The organism is Exiguobacterium sp. s140 (assembly GCF_018617035.1).
GTDB lineage: Bacteria > Bacillota > Bacilli > Exiguobacteriales > Exiguobacteriaceae > Exiguobacterium > Exiguobacterium profundum.
On the sequence record NZ_JACSJK010000001.1, the window covers coordinates 997,728 to 1,023,449 of the forward strand.

General features: G+C 48.7%; 25 protein-coding genes. All 25 read right to left on the minus strand.

Annotated features, from left to right (window positions below; translation table 11 throughout):
* Positions 1 to 22 precede the first annotated feature (22 nt).
* Positions 23 to 2,239, minus strand: a complete 2,217-nt coding sequence (pnp, locus tag KNO61_RS05180; RefSeq protein WP_214684465.1) for a polyribonucleotide nucleotidyltransferase — start codon at positions 2,237 to 2,239, stop codon at positions 23 to 25.
* A 128-nt stretch (positions 2,240 to 2,367) separates the two neighbouring features.
* Entirely contained in the window at positions 2,368 to 2,637 is a 270-nt protein-coding gene (gene rpsO, locus KNO61_RS05185) for a 30S ribosomal protein S15 (protein WP_015881433.1), read from the minus strand.
* Between the two features lie 124 nt (positions 2,638 to 2,761).
* Positions 2,762 to 3,688 (minus strand): bifunctional riboflavin kinase/FAD synthetase, encoded by a 927-nt coding sequence (locus KNO61_RS05190; RefSeq protein ID WP_078146726.1) that lies wholly within the window; start codon positions 3,686 to 3,688, stop codon positions 2,762 to 2,764.
* 16 nt (positions 3,689 to 3,704) lie between these two features.
* Positions 3,705 to 4,619, minus strand: a complete 915-nt coding sequence (truB, locus tag KNO61_RS05195) for a tRNA pseudouridine(55) synthase TruB (RefSeq protein ID WP_251026321.1) — start codon at positions 4,617 to 4,619, stop codon at positions 3,705 to 3,707.
* 45 nt (positions 4,620 to 4,664) lie between these two features.
* On the minus strand, positions 4,665 to 5,009 hold the full coding sequence (gene rbfA, locus KNO61_RS05200; protein ID WP_159562106.1) for a 30S ribosome-binding factor RbfA: 345 nt from the start codon (positions 5,007 to 5,009) through the stop codon (positions 4,665 to 4,667).
* Positions 5,010 to 5,027: 18 nt separating this feature from the next.
* The gene (infB, locus tag KNO61_RS05205; RefSeq protein ID WP_078146724.1) at positions 5,028 to 7,253 is read right to left on the minus strand and encodes a translation initiation factor IF-2; all 2,226 of its coding nucleotides are present in this window, start codon (positions 7,251 to 7,253) and stop codon (positions 5,028 to 5,030) included.
* A gap of 21 nt (positions 7,254 to 7,274) precedes the next feature.
* Positions 7,275 to 7,571, minus strand: a complete 297-nt coding sequence (locus tag KNO61_RS05210; protein ID WP_015881428.1) for a YlxQ family RNA-binding protein — start codon at positions 7,569 to 7,571, stop codon at positions 7,275 to 7,277.
* Positions 7,568 to 7,843, minus strand: a complete 276-nt coding sequence (gene rnpM / locus KNO61_RS05215; protein ID WP_193343251.1) for an RNase P modulator RnpM — start codon at positions 7,841 to 7,843, stop codon at positions 7,568 to 7,570. Before rnpM ends, KNO61_RS05210 begins: the two co-directional genes overlap by 4 nt.
* The gene (gene nusA, locus KNO61_RS05220) at positions 7,840 to 9,003 is read right to left on the minus strand and encodes a transcription termination factor NusA (protein ID WP_074037219.1); all 1,164 of its coding nucleotides are present in this window, start codon (positions 9,001 to 9,003) and stop codon (positions 7,840 to 7,842) included. The genes rnpM and nusA overlap by 4 nt, the downstream gene beginning before the upstream one ends.
* 14 nt (positions 9,004 to 9,017) lie before the next feature.
* Entirely contained in the window at positions 9,018 to 9,488 is a 471-nt protein-coding gene (rimP, locus tag KNO61_RS05225) for a ribosome maturation factor RimP (RefSeq protein WP_371816586.1), read from the minus strand.
* A 119-nt stretch (positions 9,489 to 9,607) separates the two neighbouring features.
* Positions 9,608 to 13,900, minus strand: a complete 4,293-nt coding sequence (locus KNO61_RS05230; protein WP_214872719.1) for a PolC-type DNA polymerase III — start codon at positions 13,898 to 13,900, stop codon at positions 9,608 to 9,610.
* Positions 13,901 to 13,970: 70 nt separating this feature from the next.
* Positions 13,971 to 15,671: a proline--tRNA ligase gene (locus KNO61_RS05235; RefSeq protein ID WP_214872720.1), complete on the minus strand. Its 1,701-nt coding sequence runs from the start codon at positions 15,669 to 15,671 to the stop codon at positions 13,971 to 13,973.
* A 32-nt stretch (positions 15,672 to 15,703) separates the two neighbouring features.
* Positions 15,704 to 16,954, minus strand: a complete 1,251-nt coding sequence (rseP, locus tag KNO61_RS05240; RefSeq protein WP_214872721.1) for an RIP metalloprotease RseP — start codon at positions 16,952 to 16,954, stop codon at positions 15,704 to 15,706.
* 3 nt (positions 16,955 to 16,957) lie between these two features.
* The gene (gene dxr, locus KNO61_RS05245) at positions 16,958 to 18,115 is read right to left on the minus strand and encodes a 1-deoxy-D-xylulose-5-phosphate reductoisomerase (protein ID WP_078146720.1); all 1,158 of its coding nucleotides are present in this window, start codon (positions 18,113 to 18,115) and stop codon (positions 16,958 to 16,960) included.
* Positions 18,116 to 18,129: 14 nt separating this feature from the next.
* Positions 18,130 to 18,927, minus strand: coding sequence for a phosphatidate cytidylyltransferase (locus KNO61_RS05250; RefSeq protein WP_214687943.1), 798 nt, complete (start codon positions 18,925 to 18,927; stop codon positions 18,130 to 18,132).
* 1 nt (position 18,928) lies between these two features.
* Positions 18,929 to 19,666: an undecaprenyl pyrophosphate synthase gene (locus KNO61_RS05255; protein ID WP_214687942.1), complete on the minus strand. Its 738-nt coding sequence runs from the start codon at positions 19,664 to 19,666 to the stop codon at positions 18,929 to 18,931.
* An 84-nt stretch (positions 19,667 to 19,750) separates the two neighbouring features.
* A complete protein-coding gene (gene frr / locus KNO61_RS05260; protein ID WP_031421698.1) occupies positions 19,751 to 20,311 on the minus strand; it encodes a ribosome recycling factor in 561 nt (186 codons plus the stop codon).
* Complete coding sequence (pyrH, locus tag KNO61_RS05265) at positions 20,308 to 21,033, minus strand: UMP kinase (protein ID WP_015881417.1); 726 nt, start codon at positions 21,031 to 21,033, stop codon at positions 20,308 to 20,310. The genes frr and pyrH overlap by 4 nt, the downstream gene beginning before the upstream one ends.
* Before the next feature lie 110 nt (positions 21,034 to 21,143).
* Positions 21,144 to 22,025 (minus strand): translation elongation factor Ts, encoded by an 882-nt coding sequence (tsf, locus tag KNO61_RS05270; protein WP_078146717.1) that lies wholly within the window; start codon positions 22,023 to 22,025, stop codon positions 21,144 to 21,146.
* 117 nt (positions 22,026 to 22,142) lie between these two features.
* Entirely contained in the window at positions 22,143 to 22,883 is a 741-nt protein-coding gene (gene rpsB / locus KNO61_RS05275) for a 30S ribosomal protein S2 (RefSeq protein ID WP_015881415.1), read from the minus strand.
* 152 nt (positions 22,884 to 23,035) lie between these two features.
* Complete coding sequence (locus tag KNO61_RS05280) at positions 23,036 to 23,428, minus strand: hypothetical protein (RefSeq protein WP_074037229.1); 393 nt, start codon at positions 23,426 to 23,428, stop codon at positions 23,036 to 23,038.
* 12 nt (positions 23,429 to 23,440) lie between these two features.
* Positions 23,441 to 24,211, minus strand: coding sequence for a FliA/WhiG family RNA polymerase sigma factor (locus tag KNO61_RS05285; protein ID WP_214872722.1), 771 nt, complete (start codon positions 24,209 to 24,211; stop codon positions 23,441 to 23,443).
* Between the two features lie 12 nt (positions 24,212 to 24,223).
* Positions 24,224 to 24,709, minus strand: coding sequence for a chemotaxis protein CheD (locus KNO61_RS05290; RefSeq protein WP_015881412.1), 486 nt, complete (start codon positions 24,707 to 24,709; stop codon positions 24,224 to 24,226).
* Positions 24,702 to 25,301, minus strand: coding sequence for a chemotaxis protein CheC (locus KNO61_RS05295; RefSeq protein ID WP_015881411.1), 600 nt, complete (start codon positions 25,299 to 25,301; stop codon positions 24,702 to 24,704). The genes KNO61_RS05290 and KNO61_RS05295 overlap by 8 nt, the downstream gene beginning before the upstream one ends.
* Positions 25,291 to 25,722, minus strand: a complete 432-nt coding sequence (locus KNO61_RS05300; RefSeq protein ID WP_015881410.1) for a chemotaxis protein CheW — start codon at positions 25,720 to 25,722, stop codon at positions 25,291 to 25,293. Before KNO61_RS05300 ends, KNO61_RS05295 begins: the two co-directional genes overlap by 11 nt.

Below are 25,722 nucleotides of genomic sequence, written 5' to 3' on the forward strand. Positions count from 1 at the left end.
ACCAAGACGATGGCCAGAATAATTAATTTGTCGAGCGCGGTGGACGACGGTCCCCGTCACGACGTGGCGGACGGCTATCGCGAGGTGGGCGGCTTTCACGTGCTGCCTTCCGTTTCGCTTCGTATGCCTCACGCTCTTCAGGAGACAATCCTTCTAAGATGAGCGCTTTTCGTGATGCGTTGACACGACCTTTGTCATCGATTTCAGTGACTTTGACTTGAATCGAATCGCCAAGCTTCACAACATCCTCGACGTTCGCGACACGCTCAAGGCTGAATTCGGATACGTGTACGAGCGCATCTTTCCCTTTGAACAACTCGACGAACGCGCCGAATTTTTCGATGCGACGTACGGTAGCATCGTATACTTCACCGACGACGACTTCACGGACGATGTCACCAATCATTGACATGGCAAGATCGATTCCTTCTTGGTCCGTCGAGGCGATGAAGACCGTACCGTCTTGTTCGATGTCGATTTTGACGCCCGTTTGGTCGATGATGCTGTTGATCATCTTACCGCCTGGTCCGATGACGTCGCGAATCTTATCCGGATTGATTGTCATCGTCACAATCTTCGGTGCATATTTCGACAATTGAGTACGTGGAGTATCTAACGTCTCAAGCATGTGATCAAGGATGTGTAAACGACCGACACGTGCCTGTTCAAGCGCTTCTTCTAAAATTTCACGCGTGATTCCGGCAATCTTGATATCCATTTGAAGGGCAGTGATCCCGTCTTTCGTTCCAGCTACTTTGAAGTCCATATCCCCAAGGTGGTCTTCAAGTCCTTGAATATCTGTCAAGACCGTGTAGTGTTCACCTTCCATGATAAGACCCATGGCAATCCCGGCGACTGGCGCTTTGATTGGCACACCTGCATCCATCAATGCGAGTGTCGACCCACAAATCGAAGCTTGTGAACTTGAACCGTTTGATTCGAGTACTTCCGAAACGAGACGAATCGTGTATGGGAAGTCTGCTTCTTTCGGAATAATTGGAAGAAGCGCACGCTCACCGAGTGCTCCGTGACCGATCTCACGACGACCTGGCGCACGGACCGGACGAGCTTCACCGACTGAGAACGGCGGGAAGTTATAGTGGTGCATAAAGCGCTTGTTCTCTTCAAGACCGATTCCATCGATGATTTGTGCGTCTCCGATGACACCGAGTGTCGCAACAGACATGACTTGTGTTTGACCTCGTGTGAAGAGACCGACACCGTGTGCACGTGGGAGTAATCCGACTTCTGATGCGAGCGGGCGAATCACGTCTGGACGACGTCCGTCTGGGCGGACTTTTTCGACCGTGATCAAGCGACGGACTTCATCTTTGACGAACTTGTTCAAGATGCCTGAAACTTCGCCGAGTTTTGAAGGGTCATCCGCAAGACGCGCTTCATACATCGCGACATACTTCGCAATCACTTCGTTGATGGCTTCGTCACGAGCGTGTTTCTCTTCCACTTGAACCGCTTCTACGATTTCAGGACGGGCTGCTTCGAGTTCAGCAGTAAGTGCCTCATCGTATTTCGAGACCGTGTATTCGAATTTAGGTTTTCCGACAGCTTCTACGATTTCTTGTTGGAATGCAATCAAACGCTTGATTTCTTCATGTCCAAACAAGATCGACTCGAGCATGACGTCCTCAGGTACTTCGTTCGCACCTGCTTCAACCATGTTGATGGCTGTCGATGTCCCTGCAACTTGAAGTTCAAGGTCCGTTTTCTCCAACTGAGCCGTCGTCGGGTTGATGACGAATTCGCCGTCCACACGGCCGACTGTCACGCCAGCGATTGGACCGTCAAACGGTACGTCAGAAATCGAGAGCGCGATCGACGTTCCGAGCATACCTGCCATTTCAGCCGAGCAATCTGGGTCGTTTGACATGACGTAAATCATGACTTGAATATCATGACGGAATCCGTCTGGGAAGAGTGGACGAATCGGGCGGTCGATGAGACGTGATGTCAAAATCGCGTTTTCACCCGGGCGACCTTCACGACGAAGGAAACCACCTGGAATTTTACCGACCGAGTAAAGTTTCTCCTCATAGTTGACCGTCAACGGGAAGAAGTCTAAATCTTTTGGTGCTTTTGAAGCCGTCACTGTCGCAAGGACAACCGTATCTCCATAACGCACGAGTGCCGAACCGTTTGCTTGCTTCGCAAGTTGGCCGACCTCTACAGACAATGGGCGTCCGCCCCACTCTGTAGAGAATACTTGTTTCGTACCTAACATGTACATTCTCCTCTCAAACCTTATCTAGTTTATTATGTAACTCATTCCAACGAATGTCTAATCATTTTCCTTAAAAAAGAAGAAACGGACTAGGACGTTGTCCCAGCCCGTTAAACAGTCTCGATCGATTAACGACGGAGACCGAGGCGTTGAATCAATTCACGGTAACGTGTAACGTCCTTGTTACGAAGGTACGTAAGCAAGTTACGACGACGTCCAACCATTTTCAAGAGACCGCGACGTGAGTGGTGGTCTTTCTTGTGTGTACGAAGGTGGTCGTTCAATGTGTTGATTTGTTCAGTCAACACAGCCACTTGTACTTCTGGTGAACCTGTGTCACCTTGTTTTGTCGCGTATTCCGCGATAATTTCGTTTTTACGTTCTTTTGAGAGTGCCATTGCCTCTCCACCTCCATTTAATGAAAAATTGCCGCGTTGCCGAGCCGGCGTTGGTGAATCGACCAGCCAAGCGAAGCGGTGTACTTTGCGTACTTGACAAGGATAGCGTACCCGCTCTTGAAAGTCAAGATAGGATTGAACGAGCTGCCACCTCATCTTCTTTTAGTTGAGCGACCAATGCATCCAACCCATCGAACGCGCGTTCATTCCGAATATATTGGATCCACTCGATTTCGATGACTTGTCCATATAAATCCTCGGAGAAGTCGAAGAGATGGCTCTCAACAGAGACCGATCCCGTCTCATAAAAAGTCGGACGACGTCCAACATTCGTCATCGCGTGGAACATCCGTCCGTCCGGTAGCGTGACTCGAGTCGCGTATACGCCCAATCGTGGCATGACGTACGAAGCGTCCATCAACACGTTCGCAGTCGGGAAACCGATGGTACGCCCTCTCGCATCACCGTGAATGACTTCGCCACAGATCACGTATGGCGTACCGAGGAGTTCATGTGCGGCATCGACCTGTCCCTCTGCCAAGAGTTTACGGATGCGGGTAGATGACACTTTTTCCCCATCCATCGTCTGCTCTGTGACGACAGACGTCGTGAATTGGTCACGCGCATGGTATGGAAGTGTCTCCATCGTCCCTTCTCCAAACTTTCCATAAGAGTAATCAAAACCAGCTGTCACGTGCACGGCTCCGGCACCGATCAAATAATCATCGACAAACTGTTGCGGGGACAAATTGGCCAATTCTTTTGTGAATGTCAAGACGAGGCAACGCTCTACCCCGAGCGCTTCGATGCGCTTCAGTTTCCGGGACAGCGGTGTAATATAGCGGACCGCATCCGGTTTATTGGAGAGTACTTGTTTCGGATGAGGATCGAACGTGACGACCGTCACCGGTAGGTTGTGCTCCGCTGCCACCCGTTTGGCATGATTGATTACAGCTTGATGCCCTTTATGAACACCGTCGAAGAAACCGAGTACCATAATGGACGGATACACGTCGGGTGTTTCTGGATAAGTGAGATGTCTTGTTTCCATACTGTCAAATTCCCCCTTAGTCGATAGCCAACATGACCTCGACTGTAGCGTCTGTCGTTCCTTCTTGTCTTCGATATAAAGCAAGAGGGATTCCTTCTTCATTATAGACAGTAAATAACTCAAATTCGAGCGAAACGCCGTTCAGTTTCCCGCCGTTGCGAATATAGCGTTCCCGATTCTTTGGAATGGTGATCATTGGCCAGCGTTTGATCACATCTTCGAGAGGAATGACATACGCCATTCGCTCCTCGACCGTTTCAAGTGTTTGAAGCGTTCCGAGTGTTACCGCGGTCGCTTCATCAAACGTTCCTGAGCTCGTCCGTCTGAGTTCGCTCATATGGGCAGGGTAACCGAGTTTCTCCCCAATCTGAACGGCGAGCGTTCGAATATACGTCCCTTTCCCACAGTCGATTTCCATTCGGAATCGACAGACGTCCGCTTCGAATATCAATTCACTCGTCCGCTCCAGACGAAGAATCTCGACCGTCCGCCGAGGTCGTTCGACGGTCTGCCCTTTCCGAGCATACTCGTACAACTTTTTCCCGTTTACTTTGACCGCCGAGTAGTACGGCGGGATTTGTTCAATCCTCCCTGTCAATTGGCGCATCGCCTCGTCAATCTGGGTTGCATCCAAATCGTTCGGTGTGACTGACTTCTGCGTGACGACCTCGCCATGCGCGTCCTCGGTCATCGTGGCGGTACCAATCGTCACCTCGGCCACGTAACGCTTCCCTTCATCTGTGATAAAACGCGATAACTTTGTGGCGCGCCCTAAACAGATGGGCAATACGCCTGTCACTTCCGGGTCAAGCGTACCTGTGTGACCGACCTTTTTCGTCTGGAACAATTTTCGTAATTTAAATACGCAGTCATGACTCGTCATGCCAGCATCTTTATCGAGTACGAGCACTCCGTTCGGTTCCAATTTCATCCCTCCATATAAAAAAGGGAGAACGACGTCTCCCCTTTCAAATTATTAATCTTTGTTCAAATCACGAATCAACGAATCGATATGGCTACCATATGCGACTGAAGAATCATATTCAAACGAGATCTCTGGTGTTTTACGAAGACGGATGCGATTCCCGATTTCGCGACGGATAAACCCTTTCGCCTTATCGAGACCAGCTTGCGTTTCTGCTTTCACATCTTCCTCATCACCAAGCACCGTATAATAGACTGTTGCTTGTTGTAAGTCACCTGTCACATCAACGCTCGTAATCGTAGCGTTTTTTGTACGCGGGTCACTGACTTCCCGTAACAAGACATCTGTTATTTCTTTACGCATTTGCTCGGCAACACGTTGGGCACGAATTTTCATACGTGATCCCTCCTCACATTATTTACGTTCGACTTCTTTCATGACGAACGCTTCAATGACATCGTCTACTTTGATGTCATCAAATTTCTCTACTTTAATCCCACACTCATAACCAGTCGCCACTTCTTTCACGTCATCTTTGAAACGACGAAGCGTATCGAGTTTACCTTCGTAAATCACGATTCCGTTACGAATGACACGGACACCGGCGTCACGTGTGATTTTACCTTCTGTCACATAACAACCTGCAATCGCACCGACTTTCGAAACTTTGAAGACGTCACGGACTTCGACTTGACCTGTGATTTCTTCCACGAACTCTGGGTCAAGCATCCCTTTCATCGCGCTCTCGATTTCTTCGATTGCGTTGTAGATGATGCGGTGGAGACGCATTTCAACGTTCTCTTGTTCCGCCATCGAACGTGCGTTTCCATCAGGACGGACGTTGAATCCGATGATGACAGCATTCGCAGCTGAAGCGAGGATGACATCACCTTCCGTGATTGCACCGACACCTTGGTGAACGATGTTAACTTTGACGCCTTCGACATCAATCTTGCGGAGTGAACCAGCCAATGCTTCGGCTGACCCTTGAACGTCTGCTTTGATGATGACGTTCAAGTCTTTCACTTCACCTTCTTGAATGCGGCTGAACAAATCATCAAGACTTACTTTCGCCGACTCACGACGCTGTGACTCAAGGTAACGTTGGTAACGTTTTTCCCCGATTGCACGTGCTTTCTTCTCATCTTCGAAGACGATGAACTGGTCACCCGCTTGTGGAACGTCGTTCAAACCAGTGATTTCAATCGGTGTAGATGGTCCGACTTGTTTCACACGGCGACCGATATCGTTGACCATCGCACGGACACGACCGAATGTGCTACCGACGACGATTGAGTCTCCGATTCGAAGTGTACCGTGTTGAACGAGAAGTGTCGCGACCGGTCCACGTCCTTTGTCGAGTTTCGCCTCGATGACTGAACCACGAGCTGGCATGTCTGGTGTCGATTTATATTCTTCGACTTCAGATACGAGGAGAATCATCTCGAGCAATTCATCGATCCCTTCGCCTTTAATAGCAGAAATCGGAACGAAGATTGTTTCGCCGCCCCACTCTTCAGGGATGAGACCGAACTCTGTCAACTCTTGTTTGACACGGTCAGGGTTTGCCCCTTCTTTGTCCATTTTGTTGACTGCCACGATGATTGGAACGTTCGCTGCCTTGGCGTGCGAGATTGCTTCCTCTGTTTGTGGCATGACGCCATCGTCAGCCGCAACGACGATGATTGCGATATCTGTCACTTCGGCACCGCGGGCGCGCATCGTTGTGAAGGCTGCGTGACCTGGTGTATCGAGGAATGTGATTTTCTTATCGTTGACTTCAACTTGGTAAGCACCGATGTGCTGCGTGATTCCGCCCGCTTCTCCTGCGACGACTTTCGTGTTACGAATCGAGTCAAGAAGTGTCGTTTTCCCGTGGTCGACGTGACCCATGATGGTAACGACAGCTGGACGTTCTTCAAGGTCATATTGTGAGAAGTCGATCTCAACTGTTTCAAAGTCTGTCTCATCGACAACAACTTCTTTTTCAACCTCAAAGCCGAATTCTGCAGCGAGTAATTCAACCGTTTCATCATCAAGCGTTTGGTTGATGGTTGCCATGACACCGAGACCCATCAACTTCATGATGATTTCATTTGGCTTTTTATTCATTTTTGAAGCAAGGTCAGACACGCTCAGTACATCGTCATACTTGATGACGTTGCCCATCTCTGCCTCTTGCGCGAGACGTGCTGCTTTACGCTGACTTGTCTTCGAGTTTGGATCGGCTTCTTGTGGCACAGCTGCTTTTACCGGCTTGCCTTTGCCTTTCCCTTTTCCACGTTTTTTATTGCGTGGGTCGTTGTTTCGGTTATCGTTACGATTTTGTCCACCGCGATTGTTTTGTCCACCGCGATTGTTTTGACCGCCACGGTTTTGTTGTCCCGCTTGTGGACGTGACGCTTGTGCTTCTTTTTTCTCTTGCTTCGGCTCATTCGATGTTGACGTCGCTTTCGCTTCCGCTTGTTTTTCAGCACGATATTTTTCAGGATTGAACACACGGTCCAATTGTTTTACCGTTTCCTCATCGAGGACGGCCATATGGTTTTTCACCGGTTTGTTCAATTTTTCTAATTGAGTAATGACTTGTTTACTCGTTACATTCTGTTCTTTTGCAAATTCATAGACGCGTTTTCCCAAAGCATCCACCTCCGTTAATAGTTAAGAGAGAAGTTGCTTAAGCTTGTTCGCAAATCCGGATTCTGTCACCGATACGACGACACGCATGTCTTTACCGAGTGCGGCACCGATTGTATAGCGATCGCTCACTTCAATCAATGGCACTTGATAAGACGCACATTTGTCAGTGACTCGTTTTTTCGTCGAGGCACCTGCATCTCCGGCTAGAATGACGAGCTTGGCACGACCTGCTCGTACATCCTTTAATACAAACTCTTCTCCCATCGTTACTTTCCTCGCTCGAGCAGCAAGGCCTAACAATGATTCCCACTGGCTCATGATTCGCCACCTGCGACAGCTTTCAACTGTTCATACAAGTCGTCGCTCGTCTTTACTTTCAAGTGATGGTCGAGCGTCCGTTTTTTCTCTGCTTGACGAACGACTTCGATATCTTTTGATAAGTAAGCACCACGACCGTTCACTTTACCCGTCTGATCGATGACCACGTCACCTTCAGGCGTCCGAACGACACGAATCAATTCTTTTTTCGGGAGCATTTCCTGTGTGACCACACACTTACGCAAAGGAAGTTTCTTTTGCTTCATGGTCATTCCTCTTCTTTCACCGCAGTCGTTTCAACTGTAGCATCTGATAAGTCTTGTTCTACTTCATTTTGAACAATTTCTGGTTCTGATTCAACTTTTTCAGCGAACGTATCGAACAAATCAAGTGCTTCGGCATCCGTTTCACTCTTGATGTCGATTTTCCATCCTGTCAATTTCGCAGCGAGACGGGCGTTTTGACCACGTTTCCCGATTGCGAGTGACAATTGATAGTCCGGTACGACGACTGTCGTCGATTTTGCTGGCTCGTTGACATATACCGCAACGACCTGAGCCGGGCTGAGTGCGTTACGAACGAACTCTTTCGGGTCTTCAGACCAGCGGACGATATCAATTTTCTCGCCGTTCAATTCGTCGACAATCGTTTGAACACGTTGTCCTTTCGGTCCGACGCATGCGCCGACCGGGTCGACGATATCAGAGTGTACAGCGATTTTCGAACGGTCACCCGCTTCACGCGATACTGACATCACGTCGACTGTCCCATTTGAAATCTCAGGAACTTCGAGTTCGAACAAACGGCGCAAAAGTCCCGGATGCGTACGCGAAACTTGAATCGCAGCACCTGAACCTTTTGTCGTTGAATCTACTTTTGTCACGTATACTTTGATACGGTCATGGATTTGGTATGACTCGTTCGGCATCTGTTCATTTGGTGTCAATACGGCTTCGATGTTGTTCTCGAGACCGATATACAGGTTGCGTGGGTCGAAACGCTCCACGATTCCTGTCATGATTTCATCTTCTTTGTCAGCGAAGTGGTTGTAGATGCGCTCGCGCTCCGCTTCACGCATTTTCTGTGTGACGACTTGTTTAGCTGTCATCGCCGCGACGCGTCCGAAATCACTCGGAGTGACTTCTTCTTTATGGAAATCACCGAGCTCATAGTTCGGATCGATTTCATGTGCTTCTTCAAGTGAGAGCTGTTGGTCCGGTTGCGTGAGGCGCTCTACGACTTCTAAAAGTGCATAGACACGGATATCCCCCGTCACCTGATCAAACTCGACTTTCACGTGCTCGTTCGGGTTCGCCACGTTGCGACGATACGCAGAAATAAGCGCTTGTTCGAGTGCATCGATAATGATGTTTTTGTCGATTCCTTTTTCTTTGGCAATCTGATCGATTGTAGTGAGTAATTGTGGACCCATCTTCTTCCCTCTCCTTAACTAAACGTGACCGCTAAGCGGGCTTGTGCAATTTTGTCTACCGGTAGCGATACCGTTTTTTTTCTTGTCTTGATGCGTGTCTCGATCACGACCGTTTCCCCATCATATGCCGTCAAAATTCCTTCAAACTCTTTGGCACCATCGATCGGAGCGAACGTTTTCATGTAGACATTTTTGCCTACCGCACGTTCAAAATCGCTCGGCTTTTTCAGCGGACGCTCCGCACCAGGACTCGAGACATCAAGATAATAAGCCTGTTCAATCGGATCGGTTTCGTTTAGTTTTTCCGAGAGCTGTTCATTGATATTGACGCAATCGTCCAAATCGACGCCCCCCGGCTTATCGATATAGACGCGCAAGAACCAGTCTGGACCTTCCTTAACGAATTCCACATCGACCAATTCCATGTTTTCCCGTTCTACGATCAGCAACGCAATCGATTCAACGACTTCTGTTATTTTGGACACTCTCATCCCTCCTTCTGGCTTTTACATACAAGAAAGGAGTAGGGTTCCCTACTCCTTTCCGTCGTAGTATCCAACTTTGTTCGATACCAATATATCATATTTTCCCGATAAATCGCAACTTACACCCCAAAATCAAAGAATGAGAGTTGGTTCTCATCAGGCAGACCTTCGAGACATTTCATCGTATCGAGTGTCTCGATGACCGTTTTCGAAAGTTTCGCACGTTTCCGCAAATCTTCTTTCGAAAGGAACTGTCCTTCTTCTCTCGCTTCGACGATTGCTTTCGCCGCATTCGTTCCAAGGCCATCGACCGCATTGAACGGTGGAATCAGCGTATTGTCTTCAATCAAGAACTCTGTCGCGCTCGACCGATACAAGTCGATGTTTTGGAACTTCATACCCCGCTCGAGCATTTCGAGTGCCAGTTCAAGGACCGTGTGCAGTCCTTTATCCTTCGCCGTCGCATCGAACCCTTTTTCTCGGATATCCGACATCGCCTTCCGTACGGCCTGAGGACCTTTAATCATTGCGGACAAGTCAAAATCTCCCGCCCGAACGGTAAAGTACGTCGCGTAGTACAGAATCGGATGATGCACTTTGAAGTATGCAATCCGAACCGCCATCAAGACGTAGGCAGTCGCGTGCGCTTTCGGGAACATGTACTTGATTTTCTTACAAGACGAGATATACCATTCCGGCACGTCATTCTCCCGCATCTCGGATTCCATCTCTTCCGTGAGTCCTTTCCCTTTCCGGACGGACTCCATGATTTTAAAGGCGAATGATGGTTCGAGGCCTGCATAAATCAGATAGACCATGATGTCGTCTCGACAACCGATGACATCTTTCAGTTCGCACGTCCCGTTATAAATCAATTCGTTCGCGTTCCCGAGCCAGACGTCTGTTCCGTGAGATAGACCAGAGATTTGAACGAGTTCCGAGAACGTTGACGGTTTTGTCTCTTCAAGCATCTGACGGACGAACTTCGTCCCGAATTCTGGAATCCCGAGCGTCCCGGTTTTCGATTCAATCTGTTCCGGTGTCACCCCAAGCACTTCTGGTGAAGAAAAAATCTTCATGACAGTCGGATCATCCGTCGGAATCGTCTTCGGATCGATACCAGACAAGTCCTGTAACATCCGGATGACGGTCGGGTCATCATGCCCGAGAATATCGAGTTTCAATAAGTTGTCATGGATGGAGTGGAAGTCAAAGTGAGTCGTCTTCCACTCAGAAGAATTGTCATCCGCCGGATATTGAATCGGGGAGATATCCGCGATGTCCATGTAGTCCGGTACGACGATGATCCCCCCTGGGTGTTGCCCTGTCGTCCGTTTCACCCCGGTGACCCCGGACACGAGACGGTCCACCTCGGCGTTCCGGTAAATCTTATCGTTCTCGGTCGCATAGCCTTTCACGTATCCATAAGCCGTCTTGTCGGCAATCGTTCCGATTGTCCCGGCACGATACACATACTCTTCTCCGAACAGCACTTTTGTATAGGCGTGGGCATGCGGTTGATATTCACCTGAGAAGTTCAAGTCGATATCTGGTACTTTGTCCCCTTTGAAACCGAGGAACGTCTCGAACGGAATGTCATGACCGTCTTTTTTGTACCACGTGCCGCACTCCGGACACTCCTTGTCCGGTAAGTCATATCCCGACCCGACCGACCCGTCGTTGAAGAAATGTGAGTGCTGACAGTTCGGACAGACGTAGTGAGGTGGTAGCGGGTTGACTTCGGTGATCTCCGTCATCGTTGCGACGAGACTCGAACCGACCGACCCACGCGACCCGACCAGATACCCATCATCGAGTGATTTTTTAACGAGTTTATGCGAAATCAAGTAAATGACGGCGAACCCGTGACCGATAATCGACTTGAGCTCTTTCTCAAGACGCGCCTCCACGATCTCAGGCAGCTCGTCCCCGTAGATGGAGCGAGCCATGTCGTAGCTCATATTCCGAACCTCATCATCCGCACCTTCAATTTTCGGCGTATACAAATCATCCGGGATGATTTGAATCGACTCAATCTGGTCGGCAATCGCATTCGGATTCGTGATGACGATTTCACGCGCTAAATCGTCACCTAAAAACTTGAACTCTTCCATCATTTCTTTCGTCGTCCGAAAGTGCGCATGCGGTAATTCTTTACGCATATTGATAAAGTTCGCCCCACCTTGAGTACGAATCAAAATTTCGCGATAAGACCGGTCGGACCGATCTAGATAGTGCACATTCCCTGTCGCACAAACCGGTAACTCGGCCTTCTCGGCGACGCGAATGATACGCTTAATGATTTCGCGGAGTTCTAACTCATTCGCCACAATCTCTTTATCAATTAAATGATGGTAGAGTGCCGGCGGATGAATCTCGATAAAGTCGTAAAACGACATTATCTTCTCGAGTTCATCATCCGACTTGTTCAAGGCGGCGTCAAAAATCTCCCCGTTATCGCAAGCCGAACCAATCAACAGTCCTTCCCGTCGCTTCACGAGCTCGGAACGTGGCATGCGTGCCATCCGATACAAGTAATCGATGTGAGATAAGGAGATGAGCTCATATAAATGACGAAGTCCTGGCTTTTTATTTTTAGCGTAGATAGTCGCATGAAACGGACGAATCTTCGATACGTCACTCCCGACTTTCGCGTTCAACGAGCGATGTGTCGTCATCTCGAACATCTGCTTAGCGAGATCGAGTAGCTTCATGAGCAAATATGCTGTTGCTTCCGCATCATAAATGGCACGGTGATGTTGTGTCAGTTCGATATCGAATCGCTTCGCAAGTGTATTGAGTCGATGATTCTTCAACGTCGGCATCAACGTTCGAGCAAGTTCGAGCGTATCGATGACCGGATAATCATCTGGTTCATGTCCTCCGCTACGAAGAGTCGCCTCAAGGAAGCCCATATCGAATGACGCGTTATGGGCGACGAGAATGCTGTCGCCACACCAATCGACGAACTGTTTCGTGATCACTTCCGGGTCCGGTTGACCTTGGACCATGTCATCCGTGATCCCTGTCAATTCAATCGTGGTCGCTGACAATGCATGTTTCGGGTCTGCGAACGCCTCAAACCGGTCAATGATTTCCCCGTCCTTGATTTTAACCCCGGCAAGTTCGATGATTTTATTGTAGACGGCAGAAAGTCCCGTCGTCTCGACGTCGAAGACGACGTATGTCGCATCTTCCAATGCCACATCGGTCGCATGATAGGCGACGGGGACACCATCGTTGACGACGTTCGCCTCAACTCCGTATAACACTTTAATGTCGTTCTTCTTCCCGGCATAATACGCTTCTGGGAACGCCTGGACTCCGGCATGGTCGGTGATGGCAATGGCACGATGTCCCCATTTCGCAGCACGGGCGACGAGCGCCGAGACGTTTGTGACGGCATCCATTTGGCTCATCTGTGTGTGCGCGTGAAGTTCGACACGCTTCTCGCCTTCCCATTCGTCACGTGGCGGTTCGACCTTCACTTCTTGAAGTTGAGATGCCATCATACATAGTTCGCGCATGAACGAATCATCTTCGACCCGCCCAGCTGTTTGAATCCACATGCCTTTTTTGACGGCACTGAGCATACGGTCGTCATCGTCATCGCGGGCAAATACTTTCACAATCAATGAGTCGGTGTAATCCGTCATCTTGAACGTGAACAGTTTCTTCCCACTCTTCAATTCTTTCCGTTCTGCCGAGAAGACGAGTCCACGAATCGCGACACGTCGTTCTTCCTCGATAATCGTCTTGATTGGGACGATCTCATCTTTAATGAGCGCACCCATCCGGATTTCTGTGATCGGTTCGTCATTCGTTTCTGTTGCCTTGGCGAATTGAGCAGCCAGTGCCATTTTCGCTTGTTCGATGTCTTCTTGAACGACCTGTTCGCGAAGGGCCTGATTCGCCTCAGCGTCTTCCGAAAATTGAGCCTGACACGGTTTTTTCGTGAACCCATAGGCACTATAGAGCGCCTGCACTTCTTGGCAGAGCTCTTTGTCCACATAACTCGCCTCAGGTGCGGAACGCACCGGGATCATGAGTTTGTTCTGCTCGAATCGTGGCGAAACGGAACCGAAATAACTGCGCATCGCACCAGAAACTTGGCTCAACTCGCTGACGATTCGCGGCCAATAGTCGATATAGTCTTGCTCACTTCCACCAGCTGTTGTCGAGAACCGAGCGTACACCTCATCCGCGAACGTCGCATAACGGCTTTCTAATCGACTCATGAACAATTGATGCACGTCGTATGGCAATACTTTTGGAAATGAAAAATAAAACGTCCACGTCCGTCGCTTCTTGTTGACGACGAGCCGTGAGAGTTCGGCCTGATCAAACAGGTCCGTCTCGGTCGTGATCCCAAGGTCACTTAATAATAATTGCATCTTTTGATTTGCTTCCACGGGTCCGTCTTTCCCCCTTTATGCCAATTCGACAAATGAAGGTGACCGCTTCCGCTGTCACCTTCATCCATTAATGAACTTCGCTAAATTTTGAAGCGATGACTTCTTTCAATTCATCGATTGATGTTTCAATCACTTCACCTATTGCACGTACTTTCACTTCAACGATGCCTTCGCCGGCTTTTTTCCCGACGTTCACGCGAATCGGAAGTCCAATCAAATCTGCATCTGCAAACTTGACGCCCGCGCGTTCTTTTCGGTCGTCGAACAAGACATCGTATGTTTGACCGAGCTCTTCATAAAGACGGTTCGCCAACTCGACTTGCGTCTCATCTTTTGCATTGATTGCAATCAAATGGAGATCGAACGGCGCCACGTTACGCGGCCAAACGATTCCACGGTCGTCGTGATGTTGTTCGACGATGGCTGAAAGTGTGCGTGACACCCCAATGCCGTAGCAACCCATGATGAGTGGTTCGGCACGACCCTCTTCGTTGAGGAACGTCGCACCCATCGCTTCTGAATATCGTGTCCCGAGTTTAAATACTTGTCCCACTTCAATCCCACGAGCAAAACGAACCGGACCGGACTCATCCGGTGCCAAATCGCCTTCGACAACGAAACGTAAATCGTGGTATGTCATTTCGGCAAGGTCGCGCGCAGCGTTTACACCCGTGTAGTGTGTGTTCGCCTCGTTGGCACCACAGACTGCATCCACTAAGTACTTGACCGCATAGTCGGCAACGACTTTGACCGGAGCGTTAATCGGTCCGAGTGTACCTGGCGCACAGTTAAACAACTCAACGATTTTCGCTTCTTCTTCAAGTTGAATGTCGAGTCCACCGAGTGCGTTCTTCACTTTGACTTCATTCGCTTCGTGGTCGCCACGAACGATTGCCATGACGGTTTCGCCATCCACGTTGAACAAGACAGATTTGATTGTCGTCTTCGGATCCACGTTCAAGAATGCCGCCACATCTTCAATCGTACGATTCTCTTCCGTGTCCACTTTTTCGAGTGGACGAACGTCAGCTTGCTGCATCTCATAACGGTCGAGCGTTTCGGCCATCTCGATGTTCGCCGCATAGTTCGACGTATCGGTGTAGACAATCGTGTCTTCCCCGATATCCGCAAGCGCTTGGAATTCATGCGTATCTTTCCCGCCGATTGCCCCAGAGTCCGCGACGACCGGACGATACTTCAGTCCTGTGCGGTCGAAGATGCGTGAGTACGCATTATACATGTTTGTATATTCTTCATCTAAGTCTTCTTGTGTCGCGTGGAATGAGTAGGCGTCTTTCATCAAGAACTCACGTCCGCGGAGCAACCCGAAACGTGGACGACGCTCATCACGATACTTCGTTTGAATCTGGTACAAGTTCATCGGAAGTTTTTTATACGAGTTGAGCTCGTCTCGGACGATTGATGTGATCAATTCTTCGTGTGTCGCACCGAGTGCGAAACGACGGTCATGACGGTCCGTCAAGCGCATCAACTCAGGACCGTAAATGCCCCAACGTCCTGTCTCTTCCCAAAGTTCTGCCGGTTGAATGGCAGGCATCAATAACTCTTGTGCACCGGCACGATTCATCTCTTCACGGATGATTGTTTGGATGTTGTGTAACACCTTATGTCCGAGTGGAAGATAAGAATAAATTCCTGCCGCATTTTGACGGATGAATCCTCCACGGACGAGGAGTTGATGGCTGACCGCTTCCGCGTCAGCCGGAACTTCTCTCAATGTAGGCATGAGCAATCTAGATTGTTTCATACAGTTCAACGTTTCCCTTCTCTACAAACAGCTTATTTAAAGAATGATTGAATGTCGTTCCAAGTGACAATCAACATTAAAATCATCAAGAGTGCGAATCCGATAAAGTGGACGAATCCTTCTTTTTTCGGATCGATTGGACGTCCGCGTACCGCTTCGAACAAGAGGAAAATCAAACGTCCTCCGTCTAACGCTGGCAATGGGAGCAAGTTGAAGATAGCAAGGTTGACGGAGAGAAGCGCTGTCCAGTTCAACAGCATGATCAAACCGCTCGCCGCTACTTCATCTGTCATCCGTACAATCCCGACCGGACCTGCTAGTTGATCGACACCGACTTGTCCTGTCACCAAATCACCGACCGCAGAGAAGATGAGCGTCGACATCGTCCATGTCGTTTCCGCTCCCGTCGTCACGGCTTTGACCGGTGATCGCTCGAGTGCGTTCGTGACACCAAGGATTCCGACCGTCTCTCCGTTTTGTTCGACTGCTTGTGGTGTGAGGGTGACAGTTGCTTCCTCCCCATCACGGACATATGTGACTTCCGTAGGGGTGTCCGCCCGGTCTTCTAAAGCAGATCGTAAGTCGAGCCAATCGGTAATCGGCTCACCTTCAATCGATACGATTTCATCCCCGCTCATCAAACCAGCCTCATCAGCGGCTGAATCCGGTTGAACCGTACCGATTTGACCATCGTTCGTTGGGGTTCCTTGAACGAGCCCCACAATAATGAGCAAGATGAACGCCAAGACGAAGTTCATCGCCGGACCGGCTGCGATGGCCAAGACACGTTTCCAAACCGACTGGGCTCCAAATGTTCGATCATACGGTGCGATTTGAATTTCCATCCCTTGGTCGACAAGGAGTGTATCTCGCTCTAATGAATAGACACGCACTTCCTCATCGATGAGAAGTTGTACTTTCAACTCATGTGTCGAATCGAACTTATCGACGGTTCCGACGACATGGACATCTATAGCCGTGTCCGGTTGGAAGTAGACGCGATCGACCGTCCCCTGTTCGGTGAGCCGGAGTCCGACATGCTGACCCGCACGGACTTCAATCGGTTCAAAATCTTCTCCGGCCATTTTGACGTAGCCACCGATTGGTAAAAGACGAATGGTATAGAGCGTTTCATTTTTACGGAATGAAACAATTTTTGGACCGAATCCGATTGCAAACTCGTGACAGAGAATGCCTGCCCGTTTCGCCATGACGAGGTGTCCCCATTCGTGTACCGAAATGAGAACGCCAAACATCAAAACGATGGCGATAAAAGTCGTCATGATTTATTCCCCACCTTCAATTCCTTGCTGAATCTGTTGACGTACTGCTCGGTCAACTTCTAGAATTTGCGCGAGCGTCGGCTCGGCGATGACCTCATGTCGAGCCATCGCATCTTCGACGAGTCGTTCAATCTCTAAAAACGTGATCTGACCGTTCAAGAATAGGTCTACTGCCACTTCATTGGCTGCATTCAGGACGGTCGGCATGGAACCACCGGCTCTTCCTGCTTCGAACGCTAATCGGAGTGCCGGGTAGCGATTGAAATCAGTCTCTTCAAAATGCAGCTTTCCGATTTCCTTCAAGTTTAACCGCTTATTCCCCTCGATTTCAAGCCGCTTCGGTCCCGATAGCGCATAAAGGATCGGACCACGCATATCCGGGTTTCCGAGCTGGGCCATCACGGCAGCATCTTTAAATTCGACCATCGAATGAATAATCGATTCACGATGTAAGATGACTTCAATATCATTATAATCGATATCGAACAGCCAGTGTGCCTCGATGACTTCCAAGCCTTTGTTGAACATCGTCGCCGAATCGATGGTGATTTTTGCTCCCATTGACCAGTTCGGATGATTCAGTGCGTCTTCAACAGTCACATCAGCCAGCTCATCGCGTGAACGATCACGGAAACTACCGCCTGAAGCCGTTAGAATAATCTTGGATACATCTTCTCTTCGTTCCCCGTTCAAACATTGATAGATTGCGGAGTGTTCACTGTCGACAGGCAACAGGTTGACCCCATGTTCTTTCACGGCCGCTTTGACAAGATGTCCTGCGGTAACGAGTGTTTCCTTGTTGGCGAGTGCAATATCTTTCCCTGCTTGAATCGCCGCAAGCGTCGGTTCAAGTCCAACTGCTCCAACGACTGCCGTCACGACGATGTCAGCCCGTTCTGCCGTCGCACACTCCTTCAGCCCCTCCGGTCCAATAAAGTAGAGAGGTTCATATGTAAGACGCGGCTTCAACTGTTCGAGTACTTCGATACTCGTTGCCGACACATATTTTGGTCTAAGTCGATTGATCCATTCCGTGGCGACCTCGACGTTCGTTCCGAACGCATACGCCTCAAGTTCAAACAGGTCAGGGTGCTGTTCGATGACGTCACAAGTTTGAACGCCAATCGAACCAGTCCCCCCAATTAAGCTAATTCGCTTCATCTCGACACTCCTTTTTAAAGCAGATTAAACACCCAAATGACGGTAAAGACCGCAATCATACTATCAAACCGGTCTAAAATGCCACCATGTCCCGGTAACAGATGACCTGAATCTTTGACTCCGTACTGACGCTTATAAGCAGACTGCACCAAATCCCCGAGCTGTCCGACTACTGCTACGACAATCGCTAAAATGGCGACCTCGATCATCGGCAAGATCGGATCAATCCAGACAAAGATGATACCGAGTACAATCGCAGACACAATGCCCCCAATCGCCCCTTCAATCGTCTTATTCGGACTAATCGATGGCCATAACTTGGCTTTCCCGAATGCTTTTCCGGTAAAATACGCTCCCGAGTCTGTCGCCCAAATCATAAACAAGATTAGCAGCACTTTCGATAGACCGTCCTCAGAGAGCCGGACTAACGCAAAACTAGAGAAACCGACGACTAAATAGACCGCTGAGACGAAGTAAAAACTAGCGTCTTCATACGTGAACCGATTTTTCGTGACCACTGTCCAAAACAGCAACAACACGAGCCCTAAGACGAGCCATTGTTCAATCGAGAACGGAAGTTCATCCGTGACAACTTGAGTCTTAAGCAATAATAAGAGGAACGGGAACGCCACGAGGAGCGCTGTCACTAAGAACGGAAACGCCAACAGCTTATGCTGTCGCATCAACGTGAATTCACTCAATCCGATGAGTGCCAGAATCCCCATCAATGAAACGAAGGCATTGCCTCCAAGCGCAATCACCGTGATGAAGATGGCTCCTGCCCATAGTCCTGTAATAATACGTGTCTTCATGTTACACCCCACCAAAACGTCGCGTGCGCGCGTTGTATGATTCAATCGCTTCTACAAAATGCTCACGCTTAAATTCCGGCCACAATACTTCTGTGAAATGAAGTTCAGCATACGCGCTTTGCCATAATAAAAAGTTAGAGAGTCGTTGCTCACCGCTCGTCCGAATAACGAGATCTACATCTTGAACGTGTGTCATGAGTCGTTCACCAATCATACGATCATCGATATCGTCTGCCTGAACCAAACCGGACTGAACGTCTGCTGCAATGCTACGCATCGCTTGAACGAGCTCATCTCGTCCCCCGTAGTTGAGTGCGAAGACAAGGTTCAACCCTGTGTTCGCAACGGTCCGTTCTCTCGCCTCGTTAACGGCTTCTCGTGTCTCTCGTGGGAGTTTCGACGTATCTCCCGCAACGAGCACCCGTACATTCTGTTCGTGGAGTTCTTTCAAATCGGTCTCCAAAAACTGTTTCGGCAGTTTCATCAAGAATGAGACTTCCTCTTCCGGACGAGTCCAATTCTCTGTAGAGAACGCATAAAGCGTCAGAGACCGAATCCCGAGTTCCTGCGCTGTTCGTACCGCTTCCCGGATGGACTTCATCCCTTCCCGGTGACCCATGATGCGAGGGAGACCACGTTTTTTGGCCCAGCGCCCATTTCCATCCATGATGATGGCTACGTGCTCAGGAACACTTAACTCCGCCTCGATTTTCGTTTTAGGATTCACCCATTTAAACATTCTGTTATCCTCCTGATTGTATGAAAGAAGGACCCTCTCAGAAAAAGGGTCCCCACACAGCTTTTTGGTATACCACTTCCGTGATTACACTTCCATGATTTCTTTTTCTTTAATTGCTGCAGATTCATCAATCTTCTTGATATACGAATCCGTCAACGTTTGAACGTCATCTGCATATCCGCGGAGATCGTCTTCTGTTAACTCGCCATCTTTCTCGAGTTTCTTCAAGTTTTCATTTGCATCACGACGTACGTTACGGACAGCGACCTTCGCTTCTTCTGCGTATTTTTTCGTGACTTTAACTAATTCTTTACGACGTTCTTCCGTCAATGCAGGAATCGCCAAACGGATGACCGTACCGTCAGATGATGGAGACAAGCCGAGGTCTGCCTTTTGAATCGCTTTCTCTACTTCAGAAACCATCGACTTATCCCATGGTTGAATTAAAAGTAGACGCGCTTCTGGTGTATTGATGTTTGCCACTTGATTGAGTGGTGTTGGGACACCATAGTAATCAACTTGGACAGGATCCAAAATCGATGCGCTGGCACGGCCAGTGCGAAGCGTTCCAAAATCACGTTTAAGTGAAGAATGCGCTTTTTCCATTTTTTCTTCAGCTGTTTTCAATACTTCTTTGACACTCATGAATTGACTCCTCCTACTACCGTCCCGATATGTTCCCCGAGAACGACACGTTTAATGTTACCTTCTTCAAGCAATGAGAATACAATCAATGGAATGTGGTTGTCCATACAAAGTGACGTTGCTGTCGAGTCCATGACTTGAAGTCCATCCTTTAAGACGTCAAGGTAAGACAACGTATCGTACTTCACTGCCGTCGCGTCCAATTTCGGATCAGCTGAATAGACGCCGTCCACATTGTTTTTACCCATTAAGATGACATCAGCTTCGATTTCAGCCGCACGGAGAGCAGCTGTCGTGTCCGTTGAGAAATATGGGTTTCCTGTGCCGGCCGCAAAGATAACGACGCGTCCTTTTTCAAGATGACGCATTGCGCGACGACGAATGTATGGTTCAGCAACTTGTCGCATTTCAATTGATGTTTGGACGCGCGTTTGGACACCGTACGTTTCAAGGCTATCTTGAAGAGCAAGTGAGTTCAATACAGTTGCGAGCATACCCATGTAATCTGCGTTTGCCCGATCCATCCCGAGTTCACTACCCGTCTTTCCACGCCAAATGTTTCCGGCACCTACAACAACGGCGACTTCTACACCCATCTCGATCAATTCTTTAATTTGACTTGAGATTGAGTTTACAATGTTAGGGTCGATCCCGTAACCTTGATCTCCAGCGAGCGCTTCTCCACTCAATTTTAACACAATTCGTTTATATTTCGGTTCCATAACTTTGCCTCCTCTTGCTTGAAAAAAGGGAACACGCTCCCTTAACGAACTAACTCAAGGTTATACAGACGTGTTCCCATTTTTAGTTGCATCACTGATTGTGACACAGATTATTTTTTAAGTTGGTTCATAACTTCTTCAGCAAAGTTCTCTTCACGTTTTTCCATACCTTCTCCTACTTCGAAGCGTACGAACGAGTTGATTTTTCCGCCTTTTGATTCTACGTACTTACCAACTTTGAAGTCGCTGTCTTTTACGAACGTTTGGTCAACGAGGCAGATTTCCTCGAAGTACTTGTTCATACGACCAGCAATCATCTTCTCAACGATGTTAGCAGGCTTGCCTTCGTTAAGTGCTTGCTCAGTCAAGACTTTCTTCTCGCGGTCGATTTCTTCAGCTGATACTTCATCGCGTGTCGCGTAAAGTGGACGTGCTGCCGCAACGTGCATTGCAACGTCTTTAGCAACTGTTTCGTCAGATGTGCCGTCGATTACAACGACTGACCCGATGCGACCACCCATGTGGAGGTACGTACCGAATACTGCATCGTCAGCTTTTTCAAGAACAGCTACACGACGGAGTGAGATTTTCTCTCCGATTGTCGAAGCTTCTTCTTGAATGTACGTTTCAAGTGTTTTACCTGCTTCGTACTCAGCCGCGAGTGCAGCTTCTGCAGTTGTTGCGCCTGATGCGAGTACTGCTTTTGCTACGTTGTTTACGAGTGTTTGGAACTTCTCGTTCTTCGCAACGAAGTCTGTTTCTGAGTTGATTTCGACGAGCACAGCTTTGTTGCCTTCAACTGCTACTGCTGTCAAACCTTCAGCGGCGATACGATCACCTTTTGCTGCTGCTTTAGCGATTCCTTTTTCGCGAAGGAAGTCGATTGCTGCTTGCATGTCACCGTCTGTTTCAACGAGTGCTTTTTTGCAATCAAGCATTCCTGCTCCTGTTTTTTCACGAAGTTCTTTTACCATTGCTGCTGTAACTGCCATCGGAAATTCCTCCTTGTAAAACTAACGAATTTTAAGAAAAAGCACAGGGCTTTTTGATTACATGTCCTAAAAAAAGGTGATAAAAGGCTTTCCCTTTATCACCTATTGTCTCACTGATTACTCAGCTTCTGTAGCTTCAGCTTCTGTCGCTACAGCTTCTTCAGCAACTTCTTCTTCACCTTGCTTCGCTTCGATGATTGCATCTGCCATCTTAGAAGTGAGCAATTTAACTGCACGAATTGCATCGTCGTTCGCTGGGATTACGTAGTCGATTTCGTCTGGGTCACAGTTTGTGTCGACAATCGCAACGATTGGGATGTTCAATTTGTGAGCTTCCGCGATTGCGATACGCTCTTTACGTGGGTCAACGATGAAGAGGGCGTCAGGCACACCAGGCATATCCTTGATTCCGCCGAGGAACTTCTCAAGACGAGTCATTTCTTTCTTCAAGATGATGACTTCTTTCTTAGGAAGTACTTCGAACGTGCCGTCTTCTTCCATTTTTTCGAGTTGCTTCAAGCGGTTGATACGCTTTTTGATTGTTGAGAAGTTAGTGAGTGTTCCACCCAACCAACGCTCGTTAATGAAGAACATTCCAGAACGGATTGCTTCCTCTTTGATTGTATCTTGAGCTTGTTTTTTCGTACCAACGAAGAGGACGTTTCCGCCTTCTGCCGCGAGTTCACGAACAAAGTTGTAAGCTTCGTCTACTTTTTTGACCGTCTTTTGAAGGTCGATGATGTAGATCCCGTTACGCTCTGTGAAGATGTATTTCGCCATTTTTGGGTTCCAACGGCGTGTTTGGTGACCGAAGTGTACACCAGCTTCAAGCAATTGCTTCATTGAAATTACTGCCATGATAAATTTCCTCCTTGTGGTTTAAAAAAGTCCTCCGCCTCGTTCATTGTTGTATTCCGACCTTTCGGCACCGAGGAATATCATCCCGAGACGTGTGTGATGTGTTTAACACCGAGAATTACTATAGCATATGTCACGAAATCCGGCAACTCTCACTTTTTACGAAGTTTCGCATAAAGCGCAAGCTCGCCCTCGCCTTTTCCGAGGATACGGGCAGCGTCCCGCACGGAATGTCGCAACAAGACATCGTCCACGTCGATTGACGCGGACGGGGTCGTCTCTTCTGTCGCCTCTACGACCGTTTGAACGGACTCATTGACAGGGAGCGATGAAGCTTCTTCCTGTTGAACCACGTTCGAACGTTCAACGGGTTCTTGAACAACGAGGTCGTTCATCGACTCCATGAATGAAAGAAGCAACGTTTCGGTCTCTTGCTTCTCTCGTTCGAGCCGTTCGACTCGTTCCTGAAGCGCTTGGACTTGTCGGTAGCCGAATAAAAAACCGTAAGCAACCAAACAAGCTGTGATCACATATACAATATACACTTGTTCATCTCCTTACGATGTCTTTTCTTCTAAATAGGACCGACCGAGCGCGTGTTTTAATGTCTTCAACGCTTTGGAATGAATTTGCGAAATCCGAGATGTGGACAGTTCGAGCACTTCCCCAATCTCCGTCAACGTCAGTTCGTCAAAGTAAAACAAAGAGACGACGAGTCGTTCTTTTTCGGATAAATGGTCGACTTCTGCTGCCAGCACATCAATCAATTCGCGTTGCAACAACGTATCTTCTGGCTTTTCAGAATCCGGGTCGAAATACGTGACAGACATGACTTTTCCTTCTTCTTGCAACGTCACGGCCTCATCAATCGACAACATATTGGCAAAGTACCCTTCCGCCATCGTTCGTTCGATTTCTGCAATCGGTAAGTCGCATGCCGAAGCTAACTCGCCCTTCGTTGGAGCACGATGTAACGACTGTTCAAGCTGTTCTGCCACCTGATCGATTTTTTTCACTTTTTCTCGAACCGATCGAGGTAACCAATCCACTTTTCGTAAACCGTCGATAATGGCTCCACGAATCCGAAACGCAGCATACGTATCAAATTTATTATTGTGCTCTGGATCATATTTCATAAGGGCATCGTACAATCCCATGTAACCCAAACTTTTCAATTCGTCGCGTTCGACGCTCTTTGGAAGCGTCACGATCATCCGTTGTACGTGGTAGTGGATGAGAAACTCGTAATGTGCTAGTAATTCGTTTGCTGTATCCATATCACGGTCCATATTCCAGCGATCCCACAACTGTGTAAGATGAGTCGTCATGTCGATCCCCCCTTATAGTTCTTTCGTACCCACGCTCACCGTCCGAATCGATAAGACAGATGTTGCGACATCAAACTCGATTGTCCGCCCGTTATGTCCGCCACAATCTTCTGCCACGAGCGGAATACGATGGACTTTTAATGCTTGGCGGATGGCCTCGGCGTTTCGCTCACCGATTCGCATCGCCTCGTTCTCATATTTAAACTGAAACATCTGAGCGCCGCCTGCCATCTTTGCTTGAAGTCGCGTCGCCCCTTCTCGTTTCAATGAATGGACGAGTGCATCGATGGCTGTATCTGCGTATTTTCCTACTTCAATCGTCTGGTTCTTACGAGCAATCGTCGAGTCCGGCAACATGACATGTGCCATCGCCGCCAATTGAAGGCGGGTGTCATACAAAATAACACCCACACATGACCCGAGCCCGGCTGTACGTAACCGATTTGGTGCGGTCGTCTGCTTCCATTCGGCAATGCCGATTTTTAATACATCAGCCATTGCCAAGCAACCGTTCTTGAATCCGTTTGAGCGACCCATGTGTTGGTAGGAACAACACATGTCCTGCACTTACTTTTTGATCAATCATAAATGTCGTGTCGATATAGAGCGCCGCGTCTTCCTCAGGTTGTACAGACGTGACGACAAATTCAACAATCGAACCTGCCATATCGATGGCCGTTGCCGGCACTTGAATCATAATCGGTGTCTGTAACCAGTCACCTAGCGCCCGTGCATAAGCACCGCTCATAATATTCCCGACCTCTTCCCAAGCCGATTGGCCGAGCTCATCAAAAGAATCAAATGAATATGGCATCCCAATCAAGGTCGAAACCATTTGCTCAGCATCTTCCACGGCGAACAAAATGAGGATCATTCCACGAATATCACCATCTAATTCCAATAAGACCGAGGCAACATGTCGTTCCGGACCGCCGACTCGCTCTGGTAAATAAGTGATTGGTTCCATTTCGGCAGAAGACACGGTAATGTTCACCGGTTTCGAAAGCATTGCCGACAAGGCAGTCGCCGCATGTCCAGACCCTATATTTCCCAGTTCCTTTAACAGGTCTTGTTCAAACTCACTCAGCATACTGTTCCTCAAACAACGCATTCGCATCGAGTAAGGAGAAGAGTTTATCTTCTCCTTTTGCGATGGCTGTCAGATGTGCCGAGAGCATATCGCGGCTCGATTCCGGAATCGGTTCGATTCGTACTTCATCGCTTTCCACGACCTCATTCGCACGGTCGACGATAAATCCGGCATCTCCTTGATTCAACGAGGCGATCAGGATGCGCGTTTCATCCGTTGGTTCGATTTCTTCGTAGCCGAGTCGCAAGCGAAGGTCGATGACCGGCGTGACGACACCACGAAGGTTGATGACCCCTTTCACATGTGACGGTGCGTTCGGCACTCGTGTGATCGGCTGAAGTCGCTCGATTGAACGGACCGACTGTACGTCGATCCCATACGTATTTTCTTCAAGTGAAAAGACTACCCATTTCTGTTCCAT

Bases quoted from the DNA above. Each gene is read 5' to 3' on its own strand.
- KNO61_RS05285 (WP_214872722.1), bottom strand. From the start codon at position 24,211: ATGACGACTCATCTTACACAGTTGTGGGATCGCTGGAATATGGACCGT.
- rpsB (WP_015881415.1), bottom strand. From the start codon at position 22,883: ATGGCAGTAATTTCAATGAAGCAATTGCTTGAAGCTGGTGTACACTTC.
- nusA (WP_074037219.1), bottom strand. From the start codon at position 9,003: ATGGGTCCACAATTACTCACTACAATCGATCAGATTGCCAAAGAAAAA.
- KNO61_RS05190 (WP_078146726.1), bottom strand. From the start codon at position 3,688: ATGGAAACAAGACATCTCACTTATCCAGAAACACCCGACGTGTATCCG.
- KNO61_RS05210 (WP_015881428.1), bottom strand. From the start codon at position 7,571: ATGAGCCAGTGGGAATCATTGTTAGGCCTTGCTGCTCGAGCGAGGAAA.
- pyrH (WP_015881417.1), bottom strand. From the start codon at position 21,033: ATGGAACCGAAATATAAACGAATTGTGTTAAAATTGAGTGGAGAAGCG.
- KNO61_RS05295 (WP_015881411.1), bottom strand. From the start codon at position 25,301: ATGCTGAGTGAGTTTGAACAAGACCTGTTAAAGGAACTGGGAAATATA.
- KNO61_RS05290 (WP_015881412.1), bottom strand. From the start codon at position 24,709: ATGGCTGATGTATTAAAAATCGGCATTGCCGAATGGAAGCAGACGACC.
- truB (WP_251026321.1), bottom strand. From the start codon at position 4,619: ATGAAATTGGAACCGAACGGAGTGCTCGTACTCGATAAAGATGCTGGC.
- rpsO (WP_015881433.1), bottom strand. From the start codon at position 2,637: ATGGCACTCTCAAAAGAACGTAAAAACGAAATTATCGCGGAATACGCG.
- rnpM (WP_193343251.1), bottom strand. From the start codon at position 7,843: ATGACCATGAAGCAAAAGAAACTTCCTTTGCGTAAGTGTGTGGTCACA.
- frr (WP_031421698.1), bottom strand. From the start codon at position 20,311: ATGAGTGTCAAAGAAGTATTGAAAACAGCTGAAGAAAAAATGGAAAAA.
- rseP (WP_214872721.1), bottom strand. From the start codon at position 16,954: ATGACGACTTTTATCGCCATCGTTTTGATGTTTGGCGTTCTCATTTCG.
- dxr (WP_078146720.1), bottom strand. From the start codon at position 18,115: ATGAAGCGAATTAGCTTAATTGGGGGGACTGGTTCGATTGGCGTTCAA.
- tsf (WP_078146717.1), bottom strand. From the start codon at position 22,025: ATGGCAGTTACAGCAGCAATGGTAAAAGAACTTCGTGAAAAAACAGGA.
- KNO61_RS05300 (WP_015881410.1), bottom strand. From the start codon at position 25,722: ATGGAACAGAAATGGGTAGTCTTTTCACTTGAAGAAAATACGTATGGG.
- pnp (WP_214684465.1), bottom strand. From the start codon at position 2,239: ATGTTAGGTACGAAACAAGTATTCTCTACAGAGTGGGGCGGACGCCCA.
- KNO61_RS05235 (WP_214872720.1), bottom strand. From the start codon at position 15,671: ATGAAACAATCTAGATTGCTCATGCCTACATTGAGAGAAGTTCCGGCT.
- KNO61_RS05250 (WP_214687943.1), bottom strand. From the start codon at position 18,927: ATGAAGACACGTATTATTACAGGACTATGGGCAGGAGCCATCTTCATC.
- KNO61_RS05255 (WP_214687942.1), bottom strand. From the start codon at position 19,666: ATGTTTAAATGGGTGAATCCTAAAACGAAAATCGAGGCGGAGTTAAGT.
- rbfA (WP_159562106.1), bottom strand. From the start codon at position 5,009: ATGAAAATTCGTGCCCAACGTGTTGCCGAGCAAATGCGTAAAGAAATA.